Here is a 16,935-nt window from a genome sequence, read left to right as displayed (position 1 = left end):
TAAAGGAGAATTTATTTATGAAAACAAGTTTTAAAAAATTAGGGCTCTTAACAGCGGCTGCCTTTGCCTTGGTAGCTTGTTCGAACGGGGCTAGCAGTGATGACCAAGCAAGCAGCGATTCATCCGCTGAGCCAACCAAGCTAAAAGTAGGGGTAGTTGGTGATGTGGAACGCGAAGTTTGGGAAGATGTTGCAGAGCGCGCTAAGGACAAGGGGGTTGACCTAGATGTCCAAGTCTTTACTGACTATGTTCAACCTAATAAGGCTTTAGCTGATGGGTCACTCGACCTTAACGCCTTCCAACACATGGCCTTCTTGCATGACTTCAATAGCAGTGAACAACAAGATCTCCAACCTGTCGGCTATACCTATATTTCTGCCATGGCCGCTTACTCCGACAAGGTTGAGTCATTGGATGATCTCAAAGATGGCGCTGAAATTGCGATTCCTAACGATGCAACCAATGGCGGTCGGGCCTTGCTCCTCTTAGAATTAGCGGGCGTTATTGAAATTGATGACAACGCCGGCATTTCACCAACCCCTAATGATATCACTGAGAATCCAAAGAACGTTAAGATTACTGAATTGGATGCGGCTCAAGTGCCACGTTCACTTGGGGATGCTGATGCCGTTGTTGCCAACACTAACTATGCCGTAGATGCTGGCTTGAATCCCTTTAAGGATGGAATCTTCGTCGATACTGAAGATTTAGCCAAGGTTGGGACCCAGTACAAGTGTATCATCGCCACTCAGAAAGATCGGGCCAATGATGAAGCCATTAAGAAGGTTGTTGAAACCTATCAAACGCCTGAAACAGAGGCCAAGATTAAGGAAGTAACCGATGGCGCTGACCAAAAGGCTTGGTCTGATAATGATAATATCTCTGCAGATTATAAGGCTCTCGATGAGCAAGTGAAGGCTGCCAAAAAGAAATAGTATTGATTAGCTGGTTTCCCAGTATAACTTTGGAAAAAGTGTGCTGGGGACTAGCTTTTTTCTTGGCTTGGCTCGGTCTAGATGAAAGCCTTATCTTTTGCTATAATGTAAGTATCTTATAAGGAAAGAAGGCCGACTATGGAAAGTGTAGCTTATCGCAAGGCCAGCTTGGCTGATCTCGATCGATTAGAAGATATTTTGAAGGCTAGCATCCAATACTTGGCCGACCAGGGAGTGGACCAGTGGCAGAATGGGGAAGTAACCATTGACCATCTTCGCTCAGTGATTGAGGCTGACCAGGCCTATGTCTGCTTAGATGAAGGAAAAAACATTTTAGCCTTTTTCGTCTTAGCTGATGAAGACCCAGCCTATGATGACTTAGCTGAGGGGGCTTGGCAGACAGAGGCCCCTTACTATGCGATCCACCGGGTGATGATCAGCCTTAAGCAAAGAGGTCAGGGCCTCAGCTGGACTGTCTTCGCAATGATCAAAAACATTGCTAAAGCAGATGAGAAGCGGTCGCTGCGGGTGGATACCCATCCAGATAATCGAGTCATGCAGCATATCCTTGAACGGGAGGGCTTTAAGCGCACGGGGTCGACTTACTTAGCCAATGGGGGCTTTCGCTGGACCTATGACTATGCATTAATTTAAGGAGGAAACGATGTATTACGTAAAGAATGAATACCAAGGTGAAGAAATCTATGATCCTAGGCTTAATTTAGCCATTGAATACTATTTACTCAATGAGAAACGTTTAGATGAGCCCATTCTTCTTTTTTATATTAATGAGCCTTCTATTATTATTGGTAAAAACCAGAACACCCGGGCCGAAATCAACCAGGACTATGTGCGTGACCATAATATCCATGTCGTCCGCCGCTTTTCTGGTGGGGGTGCGGTCTACCATGACCTAGGCAATATTTCCTTCTGCTTTATCACCGATGACGATGGTAATTCCTTCCGCAATTTCAAGAAGTTTACAGACCCTGTGATCGATGCCTTGCATAAGATGGGGGTTGAGGGAGCAGAGTTACGCGGTCGCAATGACTTGGTGATTGATGGCAAGAAGTTCTCCGGTAATGCCATGTACAGCCACAAGGGCCGGATGACCGCCCACGGGACCCTGATGTTTGACGTGGATATTTCGGTAACGACAGAGGTCTTAAAGCCTAAGAAAGAAAAATTAACGTCTAAGGGGGTTAAATCAGTTCGCAGCCGGGTGACGAATATTAAACCTTTCTTGAACGATGATTATCAAAATATTTCTATCCATGAATTCCGTGAAATTCTATTGAAATTTATTTTTGATGTCGATCGCCTAGACCAAGTCAAAGAGTATCAATTGACGGATGAAGACTGGGAAGAAATCTTCCGCTTTAGAGATCGCTATACCGGCAATGATGATTGGAATTATGGCAAGGATCCAGACTATGAACTGATCCGCGAAGGCCGGACGCCAGCTGGTCAAATTGAATTTCAATTCAATATCTCTAAAGGAAAAATTCAAGAAATTTCAATTTATGGGGATTTCTTCGGCCTGGGCGAAATCTCCGATGTAGAAGAGGCCCTCAGAGGCTCGGACTATACGGAAGAGGGTTTAAGAGAGACTTTCTCAACCCTTGATATTAATAAATATTTTGGCAACATCTCCGTCGAAGACTTGATTGACTTGATTTATTAGTTGCTCAGGGAAGTGGCATGTGTGAGCAAGTTTGCCTGTCTTGGTTTTGTTCTCAAATTTTCATAAAGAAGGGAAAAGCCCCAAAACGATCCGCTGAGTGATGGTTTTGGGGCCTTTGTTATGCTGTTAGAGGATTCATTTTGTTGGCGATGGCTTGAAGGAAGGCTAGCTAATTTGTCTACTGAGGGCTCGCCTCGCGATAGTTTATCTAAAGAATATGTATTTTAGTAAAAAAGAAGCTAGCCAGACTGAATTATAGCTGGTTAGCTTCTTGGTAGGGTGCTTATGTGGTCAAAGTCTTATTCCGACTTACTTTAATCATCCAAGCCTAAACGCCAAGTCTCACACCCTGGTCTAGTTGGGTTCGAGGATGCAGAAAGGGCTCCTCTTCACAAGTCTCCGCCGCAGTCCTTTAGACTGCTCTGTTGACTTGTTCCAGTGAAGGAAAGCTAAGCGCCAGCCCTCACACCCTTTATTTAAAGTTTTGGGCGATGGTTTGGTTGGCGCGGCCTTCTGCTAGGATTTGGCCGTGTTCTCTTAGGACTGCTTGGTTGATGGATGGAAGTTGTCCGTATTCGAGGGCACAATAGATGGCGTTCTCGATGGTTCCTGGATCATATTCAGTCGGGTTAAAGGTTAAAAGATAATAAAATTGGCCGCCTAGCTGGTAGAGGTCGACTTGGACATCTCTTAGGGGATAGGCGTGGCTGAAGGCGATAAGGTCATCGAATTTTTGGAAGCCAAGAATGACCTGATTCCAGTCTTCTTGGTCCCAGTCCTTGCTCAAGATACTATCTTCTTCGTCTAAGGCACTTTCGCCTTCTTCGATAATATCGAGCAATTTCTTATAGGCTCGGCGCTCTTCTTCAGGGGAGGTTTCAGGTCCTGTCTTGCTGATATAGAGATCAATTCCTCCCTTTTTAGGCATCACTTGGAAGGTGAGGGCTTCCGAGTCTTGGAAGCGCCGGGAGGTATCCATTTCTTCCAAGACAGATAGGAAGAAACTTTCGACAGCCTTCTGGTCACTAATAATATCGGTGAAGGAAATTCCTCGGTCGACGAGGTCTTCTGACGCGATAAAGACACGCATAGTATTTTCATTGATATATTCCATTTCCATTGGGTCTCACCTCAATCTCTTGCTGTTTATTCTAGTCTATCGTAAAAAGCGAGAATAGTAAATTGATTCTGATTGAAAAATGCGAAAAGAAGCAATTTTAAGCTTTTTTGCTTGAATGACACAGAAATCTTTGGAAGAATAAAAGTGTATAGCCTTTAAGTAAGCATCCGCTCTGCTTTTGAATTTGCTTTTTAGGACTAATTGTCAATGTTAATTAGCTAGGGAAGTAAATAAAAAAGAGTGCGTAAAACACACTCCTTAGATGAATTATTAGCCCATCTTACGTAAAGCTTCATGCAGTTCAATCTTACGAACTTTACGAGGTAGGAAGCGACGAATTTCATCTTCGTTGTATCCTACTTGCAGGCGCTTCTCATCCATAATAATTGGACGGCGAAGTAAGCCTGGCGTTGTTTGAATTAAATCAAACAGTTCATTCAAACCGATTTCTTCAAGATTGAGGTCCAATTCTTGGAAAGCCTTAGATCTTGTTGAAATAATTTCTTCAGTCCCATTTTCAGTCATACGTAAAATGTCTTTGATTTCATCTGAACTGAGGGGATCGGAAAAGATATTGCGCTCTTCGTAAGCTATGTCGTTCTCTTCTAGCCAAGCGCGCGCTTTACGGCATGAAGTGCAACTTGGTGACGTGTATAATTTTACCATTTGCATCTCTCCTTAAGAAATGACTAATGCATCATTCAACATACTTATTATAACAATTATTAAAATCCATTTAAAGCTACTTTCGAAAGTAAGAATTTGATTAAATACGAAGATGGGTTAAAAGCCTGACATGAAGGGCTTTTAAATTGTAAGTAATTTGTAAAGAAATGGATTTATCTACAATAAAGAAAAAATAAAAACATTTTTTGTATTTTTATTTCTTTTTTTATTCACTCGCAATAATTAAAGCTTAAGATCTCGCGCCTTTTAAGGAGATATAGTTTTTTGGAATAAAAATGTGCAACTCATTATTCTACCACAGATCTGATTTAATACCATTAAAAGCAACTTTTGAATTAAAAGTCGCAGGAAAAAAACAGTCTTCTACTGAATTCCTTGAGGGCTAATGCTATAATAAGAAGGTAATTTACTAACTAGGAGGAAGCAGGAATGAAAAAAATTTTTTCAGGGGTTCAACCGAGTGGTATCCCGACCATAGGGAACTATGTGGGCGCGCTCAAGCAATTTGTTGACCTGCAAAATGACCACGATACCATCTATTGTATTATGAACCAGCATGCCATCACGGTGCCCCAAGATCCAGAAAGCTTAAGAGAGAATACACGGCATTTAGCGGCTCTCTATCTTGCCTTGGGGGTCGATCCAGATCAGTCAACCATCTTCGTACAGGGGGATGTTGCGGCTCATGCTAAGGCAGGCTGGTTGGTCCAATGCCTGATTCCTCTGGGCGAGTTGGAACGGATGACTCAGTTTAAGGATAAGTCAGCCAAGAAACAGTCTGTTATGTCAGGGCTCTTGACCTATCCAACCTTGATGGTGGCAGATATTATCCTCTACCATGCCGACTTAGTGCCTGTGGGGGATGACCAGAAGCAACATATGGAACTGACCCGGAATTTTGTGGACCGCTTTAACAAGCGCTTTGCCAGCAAGGACCAGCCTATCCTAACCAAGCCAGAACACTTGACGCCTAAGTCAGGGGGCCGGATTATGAGCTTGCAGGATCCAAGTCAGAAGATGTCCAAGTCAGATGATAATCAGAAGGCCTTTATCTCGCTCTTGGATGAACCCAAGAAGGCTGCTAAGAAGATCAAGTCTGCTGTGACGGATTCTTCTGGTGTCATTAGCTATGATCCTGAAGAAAAACCAGGGGTCTCCAATCTCTTAGACATCTATTCAGCTTTCTCGAATCGGAGCATTGACGACTTAGTCACTGAGTATGAGGGTTCAGGCTATGGGGCCTTTAAAGGCGACTTGGCTGAAGTGATGGCTGATTTCTTATCACCGATGCAAGCCCGTTATTATGACTTGCTCGAGTCTGATGAACTGGAAGATATCTTGCGCGAAGGGGCTAAGAAGGCAGAAGTCATTGCCAACCAAACCCTGGCTGAGATGGAAGATGCTATGGGGCTGCGTTATTAATGCAAGTTTTATAGTCAAAGCAAGCAAGTTTCCTATCAAAAAGGGGACTTGCTTTTTTATCTGCTCGTTATTTAAATTGTCTGGGTGAGCATACGTTTACTTTTTAAACAAAACTAGCCGCTATTAATTTTTTTCGATTACTCGTCATCAAAAAAATTAGAGCATCTTTTTGGCTTCCTATATTCTAAATAAACTTTCGTGGATTTGGCGCAATTTGGTTTATATATCTATAGGAGGTGCGTGAGATGTTTTTTGCACATATCGAAAATAATCAATTGATTGCAGCGAGCCAGGTGGGGGCTTTGGAGAGCCAGCCGCGCTTTTATTGTCCGACTTGCCACAAGCAAGTAAACTTCTGCCAACCGCGGCGAGGTCGCCCTTACTTTGCCCACCAAGCTAAGCGTTCTACTGGGGGAGGGGAATCTGACCGCCACCGGGCTTCTAAGGAACAAATGGCCGAAATCCTAAGGGCAGGAGGCTATGAGGTCTTGACGGAACTGCCTATCGATACGATTAAACGACGGGCTGACTTATGCGTAGATAAGCGCTGGGTTTTAGAGATCCAATATGCGCAAATGTCAGCTGAGGAAGCAGGGCAGCGGACTAGTGATTATCATTTTGCAGGCTTTAATTTGCTCTGGTTGCTCGGCCACCAGTCGCCCCACTTCAAGCTGCGACCAGCTTATTTAAAGCGTTTGTGGCCCTTCCTCAAGCCCTTTGCCCAGCTAGGCCTCTGCCTGCCTTATTGGCACGAGGAAGCGGCTGATGTTCGTCTATATGCTCTTGATTATTATGGGAGGCTCGGGACAGTCTACCGGCTATCGCTCCCGGACTACCTCGCCCTCTGTCAGTTGACAGGCTGGGAGGAGGATTTCAACTTTAGTCAACTGATCCCTAAGCAGGCCATCCATAGTCTGTCTCCCTCACATTACCAGCGTCGCTTACTGGAGATCCTAAGGCGGCCCAGCCAGTCGGAGCGGCGTTTGCTCAATTGCCTCTATCAGGTCGGCCTCTCTCTCATGGATTTGCCCCAGATCTTGGTCTTAGTCACAGACAAATCTTTACTCACTGAAGAGCCCTTTTGGCTAGTTTTAGCCTATACTTACTTGGTTAACCAGGGCTTTTTGACTCGAGAGGACTTGGCCCAAGCCTTGTCTTGGCGCCCGCATCCTGTTTTTGAGTTAGCATTAAGAGAAGATTTTTTGAACTATCTCTTCCAGAGCTTGCCTCAGTTTTTGAAGGCGGGTGAGACTATGCTAGAATAGGAAGAGAGAATAAAGGAGGATATCATATGTCAGAAATTAAAGAAGCCCAAGCCAGAGAGGCTATGGATCCCGCCTACCAGTGGGACCTGAGCTCAATTTATGCCCAAGATGAAGACTTTGAAAAAGATTTAGCTAATTTTAGCCAACATTTAGACCGTCTCGCCCCTTACCAAGGCCAGCTCCATAAGGGGGAAGACCAGGTGATTGGCGCCCTAGAGGTTCTTTTAGAGATTAGCCGGCAACTGGAACGGCTCTATGTCTATGCCCATCTCAAGCACGACCAGGATACGACTAACGCCAAGTATTTGGACTATAATAACAAAGCCAGTGGTCTCTTGACTGAGGTCTCAAGTGCTCTGTCTTGGTTTGAGCCTGAAGTCTTGGCCTTGCCCGATGACAGTTTGGACCGCCTCGCTGAGCGTGAGGATTACGGGCAATTCTTTAAGGAATTGAGAGACCAGAAGGCCCATGTCCTTGATCCTGAATTGGAAAAGGCCCTAGCAGCAGCGGGTGAAATCTTCTCTAGCCCAGGACGGATTTTTAGCATGATTAATAACGCTGACTTAACTTTTGAGCCGGTTGAAGCGGCGGATGGTCAGAAAATTTCCTTAACTCATGGGAGTTATGGCCGCTTATTAGAACACTCGGACCGCAACTTGCGCCGTCAGGCCTTCCACAATCTCTACCAGGGCTATGAAGGCTTGATTCATACCCTGGCCGAGAATATGAGTAATAATGTGAAGAGCCACAATTACAAGGCCAAGCTCCGTCACTATGATAGTGCACGCGAAGCTGCTCTGGCGCAAAATCATATTCCCGTGGCTGTCTATGATCGTCTGGTAGAAAAGGTGAACGACCACCTAGGAGACTTCCACGACTACTTAAACTTCCGTAAAGACCAACTTGGCTTGGAAAAGATGCAGATGTATGACCTCTATACGCCCCTAGCTGGTGAGGCGCCTATCCGCTTTACTTTTGAAGAGGCTAAGGCACTTACCCGCAAGGCCCTAGCGCCCCTCGGCCAGGCTTATTTGGCTGATCTGGAACAGGCCTTTGAGGAAGGCTGGATTGATGTCTATGAGAATATCGGTAAAAGGTCAGGGGCTTATTCATCTGGTGCCTATGACACCAAGCCTTATGTTCTGCTCAACTGGCAAGATTCCTTAAATGATGTCTATACTCTGGTCCATGAACTGGGTCACAGTATGCATTCTTACTACACCCGCAAGCACCAGCCTTATGTTTATGGAGATTATTCGATCTTCTTGGCTGAGATTGCCTCGACCACGAATGAGAATCTCTTAACTGAATATCTCTTAGCGACCGTGGAAGATACGGAGACCCGGATCTATATTCTCAACCAATACTTGGATAGCGTGAAGGGGACGCTCTTTAGACAGACCCAGTTCGCTGAATTCGAACAGTGGATGCATGAAGAGGCAGCCGCAGGGCGAAGTTTGACGGCAGAGACCCTCAATAAGGCCTATTTCGAACTCAACCAACGCTACTACGGGTCAGCTGTTGATCCTGAAGACCAGACGATTGCTATGGAATGGGCACGGATTCCGCATTTCTATTATAATTTCTATGTCTACCAATATGCGACAGGTTTCTCTGCTGCCAATCGTTTGGCTGAACGGATTAGTCGTGGGGAAGAGGGGGCTGTTAGTGCTTACCTAAGCTACTTATCAGCGGGCTCTAGCGATTACCCGATTCAGGTGATGCAGCGCGCTGGTGTGGATATGACCAAGGGTGACTACTTGGATTCTGCCTTTGTCCAATTCAAGGCTCGCCTCCAAGAACTGAAACAATTAATGGCTTAAAAAAGCTTCCTTTATTAAAAATAGAGAACAAGAAAAAAAGAGACCCAATCTTGAAGAGCTGGCGAGTTAAGCTGGCTTTTCAAGGGGTCTCTTTTTTTATTTATTGAGTAGGCGCAGGTTGCCGGTGTTAATGGTGGACACTTGGCTTTTGTTGGCCTTGTTATGATAATGGCTGGCTTGGTAATTGAATAAACTATCTTCTGTTGGATGAATCATTTGGTCGGTGATATAGTCCAGGTTGTCCTTAGTGATATCCTGGTCTAATTTGAGACCGTAGCGAAAATCCAAATTGTCGAAGATGACCAGGCTAGGGTTAGAACGAATCTTCATCTGCTGGGCGATTTTGAGATCTGTATGGTAAGACTTAAGGGCAGAACCAGAATCAATATCTTCCTGCCACATCCCGAGGTCGACGCGGGCTTCTTTGGCGAGTTCAAGCATTCGTTCTTTGGTAAATTCTTCTTCAGCGAGACCAAAGTGCTCCTGCATGGTCATGAGAAATTGTCGGCCCACTCTCTTGCCTTGGAGCAAGGCAGCCTTGTAGCCCACTGCAATCTGGTGCATGTGGCAGTAGAGGCGGTTGCGCTCGCCCAGGCTAAGCTTGGTCCAGTTTTTTTGTTTTAAGTATTCGTTGAATAAGCGGAAGTCATTACAGGCAATGAAGCGATAGTACACTCGCTTGTCGGTATGCTCCATAAAGTCTAGAACTTCCTCTTCACAAGAATGGCAATTACTTCCCATTGGGTTAACGAATAGGAAGAGCTCGAAGACATGGTCGTGGTCTTCTGCGGTTAGGTCGGTCGTCTGCTTGTGAGAATACTGAAATTGCTTCATAAGGCTGATAACCTCCTTCCAATTGAGCCTATGCTAAAATGTATAATCCGGAACAGTCGCTTGCATACGGGCGACTTTGACGGCAGCAGGTCGCCGTTCAATTTGCCGTTCCTCTAAAAAGTTTTGGAAAATTTGCCAGCCTTTTTGGGAACTGTTGACCTCCATCTCAAGTTCATAGTCTTGGTAGTGGTCGAATTGGCAGGCATCGAGGACAAGGAGCTGGCCTTGGTAGGGGAGTTCCCGCCTCAAGGTCTGGAAGTGCCCAATCATTTCCAGGCTTTGCCAGGTGATACCAGCCTGATTGAGGACCTGCTTGAGACTCTCTTTGATGACGGGGCGTCCCTGGGCTAGACTGGCTGTAACTTCTTCTACTGAGAGTATCTCCGTATATTCCCGCATCTCTTGGTCAGCTTGGCGGACCTTAAGGGTGAGGTGCTGGTAGTTATCCGCTTGGCGAATACGTAAGCCCATTCCCCTGGCTTTGAGTTGCCGGTCAGCCGTATCATAATACATATTGTGTAAGTGTTTGATCCTTTGCTCGCAATCTTCAAATTCGCTGATAAGCGTCTGGTACTCAGTTGGGGAAAGGATATTCTTATATTCGATTTCAACTTCTTCTTCCATTTGATCGCTCCTCCCCTTCCCTGTTTCAAGGCCATTATAGCAATTCTCAGGGGAGATAGAAACTAATGTGCTTGGCTGAAGTCTCATAAGATTAAATTTAGGATGACCAAAAAATAATCTTTAATCATATGAATTGTAACTGATAAAGAAGGACTAGGCAAGGTTTTGCGCTTATTATAATTGAATATAAAGTTTATAGATAAAGACTATTGCTCAGGGCTTTAGTGGAAAATGAGCTAGAAGAAAGCGACTTTGTCACGGTTTATGTCTTCATGAGAGAGGGATTTTTTCTAGCTTATTAAGCTTTTTATGATAAAATAGGGGTGTTTGTTTGAAAAGAAAGGGGGACTGGCTCGCATGAAAGTTGCTATTGTAAATAATCCAAAGACACAGTCCTTGGCAGTAAAAGAAAAAATACTAGAATTGTTTTTAGAGCGGGGGATCTTGCTTGACCAAGACCAACCGGATATCGTGATCAGTATAGGCGGGGATGGCACCTTGCTCCATGCCTTCCATGCCTACCAAGACCAGCTTGACCGGGTGCGGTTTATCGGCTTACATACTGGCCACCTAGGTTTCTATACGGACTGGAAGGACAACCAAGTGGCTGAACTGGTCGATGCCATCAGCCGGGACCAGGGTGAGCATGTCTCCTACCCCCTCTTGGAAGTGCGCCTCGTTCATAGTGATGGGCTAAGCAGCCGACGCTTGGCTCTGAATGAATCGGCTATTCGACGTTATGAGGGGACCATGACTTGCGAAGTTTATATCCGCGATGAGCTCTTTGAAGTCTTTCGAGGGGATGGCCTTTGTGTATCGACTCCCACTGGCTCAACTGGGCTCAATAAATCCTTAGGGGGAGCTGTGGTCCATCCGCGTTTGCAGACCCTCCAGCTGACAGAGATCGCCTCGCTCAACAACCGGGTCTTCCGTACCTTGAGCTCTTCGATGTTGATTGCACCGGATGAATGGATTGTGCTCCGACCAGGTGATGGGGAGATTTCAGGCGTCTATTTGTTTGTTGACCAATATTCAGCCCCTCTAGAGGAGGTTAAGCAGATTGAATTTCGGATTGCCGAAGAGCGGATTCATTTTGCACGTTACCGTCACTTACACTTTTGGAACCGTGTCAAGACAAGCTTTATTGGTTAGCTCTGCATAGGACACGAGGGAGGAATGAAGCACTGTGTTATCTTTTGAATGGACGGTCCACCAAGACATGTATGTTCGTACTTTTTTGCGGGGGAAGGGGATTTCGCGCCGTCTCCTAGCTCGGATTAAATACCATGGCGGGGAGGTCCTCTTGAATGATGAACCCCGTTATGTGGGGACCCAGGCCGTGGTGGGTGATCGGATTAAAGTCTTAATCCCAGATGAAGGGAAGCAGGAGGAGATTGAGGGGATGCCAGGGCCCTTGGAAATTCTCTTTGAGGATGACCATTATTTGGCTGTCAATAAGCCGGCCTATTATACTTCGATTCCTTCTTTCCATAATCCCCAGGGGTCGATGGCGAATATCTTGAAGGCCTATTACCAAGCACAGAATTATGATAACCAGGTCATCCATGTCGTGACACGCTTGGACCGAGATACCAGCGGCGTGATGCTTTTTGCCAAGCACCAATTTGCCCATTCGCTCCTGGACCAGAGCTTGCGTCAGGGCGGGATTGATAAGCGTTACTGGGCCTTTACCCCTGACCCTCTGCAGCCCAAGGACCAGGGTTTTATTGAAGCGGGCATTGGTCGGAAGCCGGGCTCGATCATTGAACGTCGGGTTGACCCAGACGGTAAGCCGGCCTTAACGGAATACCAGCTCTTGCGGGAGACGGCAGCTGGTTACCTCTATGGGGTCCGCCTCCATACCGGGCGCACCCATCAGATCCGTGTCCACTTTGCCCATGCGGGAGCGCCCTTGTATGGTGACAGCCTATACGGCGGAGACCTGGCAGCCGGTCTTGACCGCCAGGCCCTCCACTGCCGGAGCTTATCCTTCAAACACCCCTTGACCGGCGACCACTTGCAGATTATTGCCCCTTTAGCTGATGAATTGTCGGATTGGCAGACGCGTTATTTTGAAGACCAAGAGAAAGAGTGTGAAGATGGTAGATAAAAAAGAAGTCCAAAACGCTGAAAATCCTGAAATCTATGAAAGTCAACAAATGACCGATGAAGAGGTTTTTGAAGGGGTCATGGCCTGTTTGAGGCGAAATGACCGGGTGGCTTTTCGTGAAGAATTCTTCAAAAACCATACCTTTGTTCAAGCTCAGATTTATTTGAATTTGGAATTTGCTGACCGCCAGCTCGTCCATGAATTCCTGGAGCCCCAGGAGCTGGCTGAAATCTACGATATTATCGATGATGAAGATGAAAGCCTGATCTTAGCCTTCCTGAATGAAATGAATGACCAGTATTCGGCAGTGGTCCTGGGCGAGATGTACACCGATAATGCTGCGGATATCTTGAATGACCTGAAACCGGAGAAGATGCGAACCTACCTGCGCCTGATGCCGAAAGCGCGAGCGGATGAACTTAAGGTCCTGATGAATTATGGGGATGAAACGGCCGGGGGGATTATGACCACGGAGTTTGTCTCGATTAAGGCCAACCAAACCATCCGTTCAGCTATGACCCTGCTTCGGGCCAAGGCCGAAAATGCGGAGAGTATCTACTATCTCTATATTGTTGACGATGATAACCGCTTAGTGGGCGTTCTCTCCCTGCGTGACCTCATCCTCAGTGAAGGCCATGTCCTAGTCTCTGATGTCATGTCTAGCCGGGTGATCTCGGTGGATGTCGATGAGGAGCAGAGCCAGGTGGCCCGAACCATTAAGGACTATGACTTCTTCGCCATTCCGGTGGTGGAAGCAACCGGCGAATTGCTGGGGATTATTACCGTTGATGATATCCTCGATGTTATGGATGACGAAGCCATGGCCGATTATTCTGGTCTGGCAGGGGTGGACGTGGATGAGCAGTATGAGAGTCCATCCAAGTCTGCCAAGTCCCGGTTACCCTGGTTGATTACCTTGCTTTGCCTGGGTATGGGGACATCGAGCTTGATTAGCCAATTTGAAGGCATGATTTCAGAAGTCGCTACCTTGTCCCTCTTTATCACCCTGATCACAGGGACGGCAGGGAATGCGGGGACCCAGTCCTTGGCCGTGGCGGTTCGCAAGCTTGCCTTGCCTGATGACCAGTCGACCTCGCTTTTTTCGATGATTATGCGAGAAATTGTAACGGGGCTCCTCTGTGGGGCGATTACAGGTCTGACCATTATGTTGATTGTTGGTTTCTGGCAGTCTAACTTTGTCTTAGGGGCTGTGGTTGGAATTGCTATGCTCTGTGCCATTACTGTAGCCAACTTAGCGGGGAGCTTGATCCCCATCTTAATGGACCGTTTAGGCTTCGATCCCGCCGTTGCTTCGGGTCCCTTTATTACGACCTTGAGTGACTTGACTTCGGTATTAATTTACTTTACGATCGCGGCGCAATTCCTGCCTTTGTTGATGTAATTATCGAGCTAAGACCGGAAACTTGATTTTAGTTTATAAATAGATTAAAATAGTGATAGTTTAGTGATATCAAGATTAAAGCGAAGAACAGATGAGTAGATGGTGGCGCGGCACAGAGAATCCGGTAAGCTGAGAACGGATGCGTTGAAGCGATTGAATATGGTCTGTGAGCAGGGAAGGATAGAATAAGCCGTATTTAGGCTCGTGAGTCCTTCTGTTTAGTGCCCATTAAAGCACTGCCATAGCTTATGGCGAATGAGGCAGGCTGTTTAAGCCTGTAAACTAAGGTGGTAACACGTTATCAACGTCCTTACAGTGGAGTACTGTAGGGACGTTTTTATTTGATAGGAAGCTCAAAAAGCTGACCTGATGTTTAGCCTGGCTAGCTAGTGGTTAAAGAATAGTTTTCATATCAATGACTTGTGAGCAGGAGCAACGTTTCGAATGATATTAGGAGGTTGAGGATATGCCGATTAAAGTTGCAGGTAATTTACCAGCGATTCACCGTTTAGCAGAGGAAAATATTTTTGTTATGAATGATCGACGGGCGGAGATGCAAGACTTCCGTACCCTTGAAATTGTGATTGTGAATCTGATGCCGACTAAGGAAGCGACCGAAGAGCAGCTGCTCCGTCTATTGAGTAACTCGCCCTTGCAGGTCAATATCACTTTTCTTCATACGGCTAGTCACACTTCTAAGCATATTTCGGAAAAGCACTTGCGAACTTTCTATCGGACTTTTGAAGATATTAAGGACCGTTACTTTGATGGGATGATCATTACTGGGGCGCCGGTGGAGACCATGCCCTTTGAAGAAGTCAATTACTGGGAAGAGCTTGAGGCCATTATGAATTGGAGTGAGGGCCATGTCTTCTCCACCATGCACATTTGCTGGGGGGCCCAGGCTGCCCTTTATCATCATTATGGGATCAATAAGTTCCCTCTCAAGGACAAGCTATTCGGTATCTACGAGCAGCGGCTCAATGACCGGGAAAATAGTCTGGGACGGGGCCTGGATGATGTCTTCCTCATGCCTCATTCCCGGCATACGGAAGTTCGTCGTGAAGATATTGAAGCACAGGATGAGCTGGAAGTTCTCGCTTATTCGGAAGATGGCAGCGTGAGTGTCGCCTACAGCAAGGACCAGCGCTTTGTCTTTATTTTTGGCCATGTGGAATATGATGCCGATACCTTGGACAAGGAGTACCGCCGCGACCTTGATGCGGGGAAGACCATCCAGATGCCCCGTAATTACTATCCAAACGATGATCCCAAGCAAGCTCCACCCTTGAAGTGGCGGACAGCTGCTAATATGCTCTTTAGCAACTGGCTGAACTATTATGTCTATCAAGATACGCCATTTGTTATTGAACAGATTCCGGAGAAATGGCGGGTTAAGAAATAGAGAGTGTTCCAAAAGTCGGTCAGACCAGACTTTTGGAATACGTTTTTGAAAAAGTTCGCTATTTAAGGAATAGGGTCTACTAAATGTCGACGGAATGAAATCAACACAAAAAGGAAGCCAACTGTTGGCTTCCTTTTTATGTATCGATTTTTATCTTTAGGACAGGTTAAGCAAGTGTTCGATCTCGGAACCACTCTCTTCAATGGACTTGTATTCAATGGAGATTTCCTGGATGCCGAGTTCTTGGTAGATGGACCGGGCATGTTGGAGTTCGTGCTTGATACGGTCTAGCTGGCTATAAGGGGCCTCCCCTGTTAAGCCCAGGTCTTTCAAGCGGTGGGTACGCACATTGAGGATGTAGCGCGGGGAAGCAATCAGACCAAAGACTTTCTTAGGGGGAACTTGACGGAGGGTTTCCGGGAGCTGAACTTCTGGCATGAGAGGGAAGTTGGCAACCTTCCAGGAATGGTTAGCTAGGTACATGGAGAGGGGCGTTTTACCCGAGCGCGAGACGCCGAGGAGGATAATATCTGCTTCCAGCAGGCTCTTCTGACTGAGCTTGCCGTCGTCATGCTTGATGGCGTATTCCATGGCGGCCATGCGGTTGAAGTAATCTTGGTTGACCCGGCGCTGGGCCCCGATTTCTTGGCTCGGCGCTAACTGGGTGGTCTGGCTGACTTGGTCAATCATCTCCTGCATAAAGTTGACATAAGCCAGACCCTGGTCTTGGGCAAAGTTGCGGGCACAGTGGTCGAGCGTTTGATTCACAAAGGTGGCGGCCAAAAGAGCCTCTTCTTTCTTAGCGTCTTCCAGAATGGGGAGAAGGTCTTCTGTCTCCTGGATGAAGGGGTAGCGTTTAACCTGGGGCTTGAGACCGTGCTGGAACTGGGCAAGAACAGCTTGGGCCATGAGGCGGGCGCTTTCGCCAACAGCATCTGATAGGATATAGATATTTTTGTGAATCATAAATCTTCCTCGCTAACTAGGGATTGAACAAATAAACGGACAAGCTGGGTTTTGGATAGTTTTCCCAAAATTTTAAAGTGTTCTAGGTCTTCGACCACGGGCAAGGAGTCCACCTCGTGTTTAACTAGGATTTTGGCCGCTTCGATGAGGGGGGTATCCGCACGGGTGACCAGAATATTGGGCATCCGGGTCATAATGACCGCTAGAGCCGTTTGACCTTGGTCGCCTCCCGAAAGGCTGGCCCTCAGGAGGTCCTTGCGCGAGACAATCCCTAAGAGCTCCTGGTCTTCGGGAAGGCTCACATAGAGCGAACCGGAATCATAGAGGAAGAGCAGGGTGATTGCCTCTTGGACGGAACTATCTGGGCTCACTTGGATAGCAGACCCCATCACATCCGCCACTGTCAAGTCAGCAAATTGGTCGGACCAGAGCGGTTCAACATTTTGCCCGGTATAGAAGTAACCAATTTTTGGTTTAGCGTCTAGTATCCCGACCATGGTGAGGACAGCTAGGTCGCTACGCAGGGTAGACTTGGTGAGCTGGAAATGGTCAGCAATGGCATCAGCTGTGATGGGCTGCTTCTTCTTGACAATGCGGATGATTTCCTCTTGGCGTTGGCTAAATTTCATGCATCTTCCTCAATTTCTAATTCTTAGCG

Annotated in this window: 16 protein-coding genes; 10 read left to right on the top strand and 6 right to left on the bottom strand. The window is 46.5% G+C overall.

Annotation, left to right across the window (positions count from 1 at the left end; all coding sequences use genetic code 11):
• The first annotated feature begins 17 nt into the window (after positions 1–17).
• The 3 genes from QP860_RS05595 (at position 18) to lplA (ending at position 2,619) form a co-directional block, all read left to right on the top strand.
• Positions 18–935 carry a MetQ/NlpA family ABC transporter substrate-binding protein gene (locus tag QP860_RS05595; RefSeq protein ID WP_070616736.1) on the top strand — a complete coding sequence of 306 codons (918 nt, stop codon included), beginning with the start codon at positions 18–20 and terminating at the stop codon, positions 933–935.
• A gap of 138 nt (positions 936–1,073) precedes the next feature.
• The gene (locus QP860_RS05590) at positions 1,074–1,589 is read left to right on the top strand and encodes a GNAT family N-acetyltransferase (RefSeq protein WP_070616738.1); all 516 of its coding nucleotides are present in this window, start codon (positions 1,074–1,076) and stop codon (positions 1,587–1,589) included.
• 10 nt (positions 1,590–1,599) lie between these two features.
• A complete protein-coding gene (gene lplA, locus QP860_RS05585; protein WP_070616741.1) occupies positions 1,600–2,619 on the top strand; it encodes a lipoate--protein ligase in 1,020 nt (339 codons plus the stop codon).
• Between the two features lie 472 nt (positions 2,620–3,091).
• Here lplA and QP860_RS05580 read toward each other — a convergent pair whose 3' ends face one another.
• Together QP860_RS05580 and spxA are read right to left on the bottom strand one after the other, a co-directional pair.
• The gene (locus QP860_RS05580; RefSeq protein WP_070616742.1) at positions 3,092–3,739 is read right to left on the bottom strand and encodes an adaptor protein MecA; all 648 of its coding nucleotides are present in this window, start codon (positions 3,737–3,739) and stop codon (positions 3,092–3,094) included.
• Between the two features lie 270 nt (positions 3,740–4,009).
• Positions 4,010–4,405, bottom strand: a complete 396-nt coding sequence (spxA, locus tag QP860_RS05575; protein ID WP_070430294.1) for a transcriptional regulator SpxA — start codon at positions 4,403–4,405, stop codon at positions 4,010–4,012.
• A 450-nt stretch (positions 4,406–4,855) separates the two neighbouring features.
• Between spxA and trpS the strand changes: the two genes are divergently transcribed.
• The 3 genes from trpS to pepF all read left to right on the top strand — a co-directional run bounded on the left by trpS (position 4,856) and on the right by pepF (position 8,936).
• Positions 4,856–5,848, top strand: coding sequence for a tryptophan--tRNA ligase (gene trpS, locus QP860_RS05570; protein WP_284912327.1), 993 nt, complete (start codon positions 4,856–4,858; stop codon positions 5,846–5,848).
• 245 nt (positions 5,849–6,093) lie between these two features.
• On the top strand, positions 6,094–7,113 hold the full coding sequence (locus tag QP860_RS05565) for a competence protein CoiA (RefSeq protein ID WP_070616744.1): 1,020 nt from the start codon (positions 6,094–6,096) through the stop codon (positions 7,111–7,113).
• Between the two features lie 26 nt (positions 7,114–7,139).
• Positions 7,140–8,936 carry an oligoendopeptidase F gene (gene pepF, locus QP860_RS05560; RefSeq protein WP_070616745.1) on the top strand — a complete coding sequence of 599 codons (1,797 nt, stop codon included), beginning with the start codon at positions 7,140–7,142 and terminating at the stop codon, positions 8,934–8,936.
• Between the two features lie 96 nt (positions 8,937–9,032).
• On the opposite strand, the gene QP860_RS05555 is transcribed toward pepF, so the two are convergent.
• Positions 9,033–9,770 (bottom strand): DsbA family protein, encoded by a 738-nt coding sequence (locus tag QP860_RS05555; protein ID WP_284912326.1) that lies wholly within the window; start codon positions 9,768–9,770, stop codon positions 9,033–9,035.
• 33 nt (positions 9,771–9,803) lie between these two features.
• Entirely contained in the window at positions 9,804–10,394 is a 591-nt protein-coding gene (locus QP860_RS05550) for a CYTH domain-containing protein (protein WP_284910730.1), read from the bottom strand.
• 357 nt (positions 10,395–10,751) lie between these two features.
• On the opposite strand from QP860_RS05550, the gene QP860_RS05545 reads away from it, so the two are divergent.
• From QP860_RS05545 to metA, 4 genes are all read left to right on the top strand, one after another.
• The gene (locus tag QP860_RS05545; protein WP_067975559.1) at positions 10,752–11,546 is read left to right on the top strand and encodes an NAD kinase; all 795 of its coding nucleotides are present in this window, start codon (positions 10,752–10,754) and stop codon (positions 11,544–11,546) included.
• A 34-nt stretch (positions 11,547–11,580) separates the two neighbouring features.
• Entirely contained in the window at positions 11,581–12,504 is a 924-nt protein-coding gene (locus tag QP860_RS05540) for an RluA family pseudouridine synthase (RefSeq protein WP_284912325.1), read from the top strand.
• Between the two features lie 31 nt (positions 12,505–12,535).
• Positions 12,536–13,906: a magnesium transporter gene (mgtE, locus tag QP860_RS05535; RefSeq protein ID WP_210382781.1), complete on the top strand. Its 1,371-nt coding sequence runs from the start codon at positions 12,536–12,538 to the stop codon at positions 13,904–13,906.
• A gap of 466 nt (positions 13,907–14,372) precedes the next feature.
• Positions 14,373–15,311, top strand: a complete 939-nt coding sequence (gene metA / locus QP860_RS05530; RefSeq protein WP_070616751.1) for a homoserine O-acetyltransferase MetA — start codon at positions 14,373–14,375, stop codon at positions 15,309–15,311.
• A gap of 156 nt (positions 15,312–15,467) precedes the next feature.
• On the opposite strand, the gene QP860_RS05525 is transcribed toward metA, so the two are convergent.
• Both QP860_RS05525 and QP860_RS05520 read right to left on the bottom strand, forming a co-directional pair.
• Positions 15,468–16,277 (bottom strand): pyruvate, water dikinase regulatory protein, encoded by an 810-nt coding sequence (locus QP860_RS05525; RefSeq protein WP_284912324.1) that lies wholly within the window; start codon positions 16,275–16,277, stop codon positions 15,468–15,470.
• Positions 16,274–16,906, bottom strand: a complete 633-nt coding sequence (locus tag QP860_RS05520) for a CBS domain-containing protein (protein ID WP_284910733.1) — start codon at positions 16,904–16,906, stop codon at positions 16,274–16,276. The genes QP860_RS05525 and QP860_RS05520 overlap by 4 nt, the downstream gene beginning before the upstream one ends.
• Positions 16,907–16,935: the final 29 nt, after the last annotated feature.

This window comes from Aerococcus sp. UMB1112A (assembly GCF_030230715.1).
Classification (GTDB): Bacteria; Bacillota; Bacilli; order Lactobacillales; family Aerococcaceae; genus Aerococcus.
Note: the sequence above shows the minus strand (reverse complement) of the source record. Positions and strands in the feature narration are given on the sequence as shown.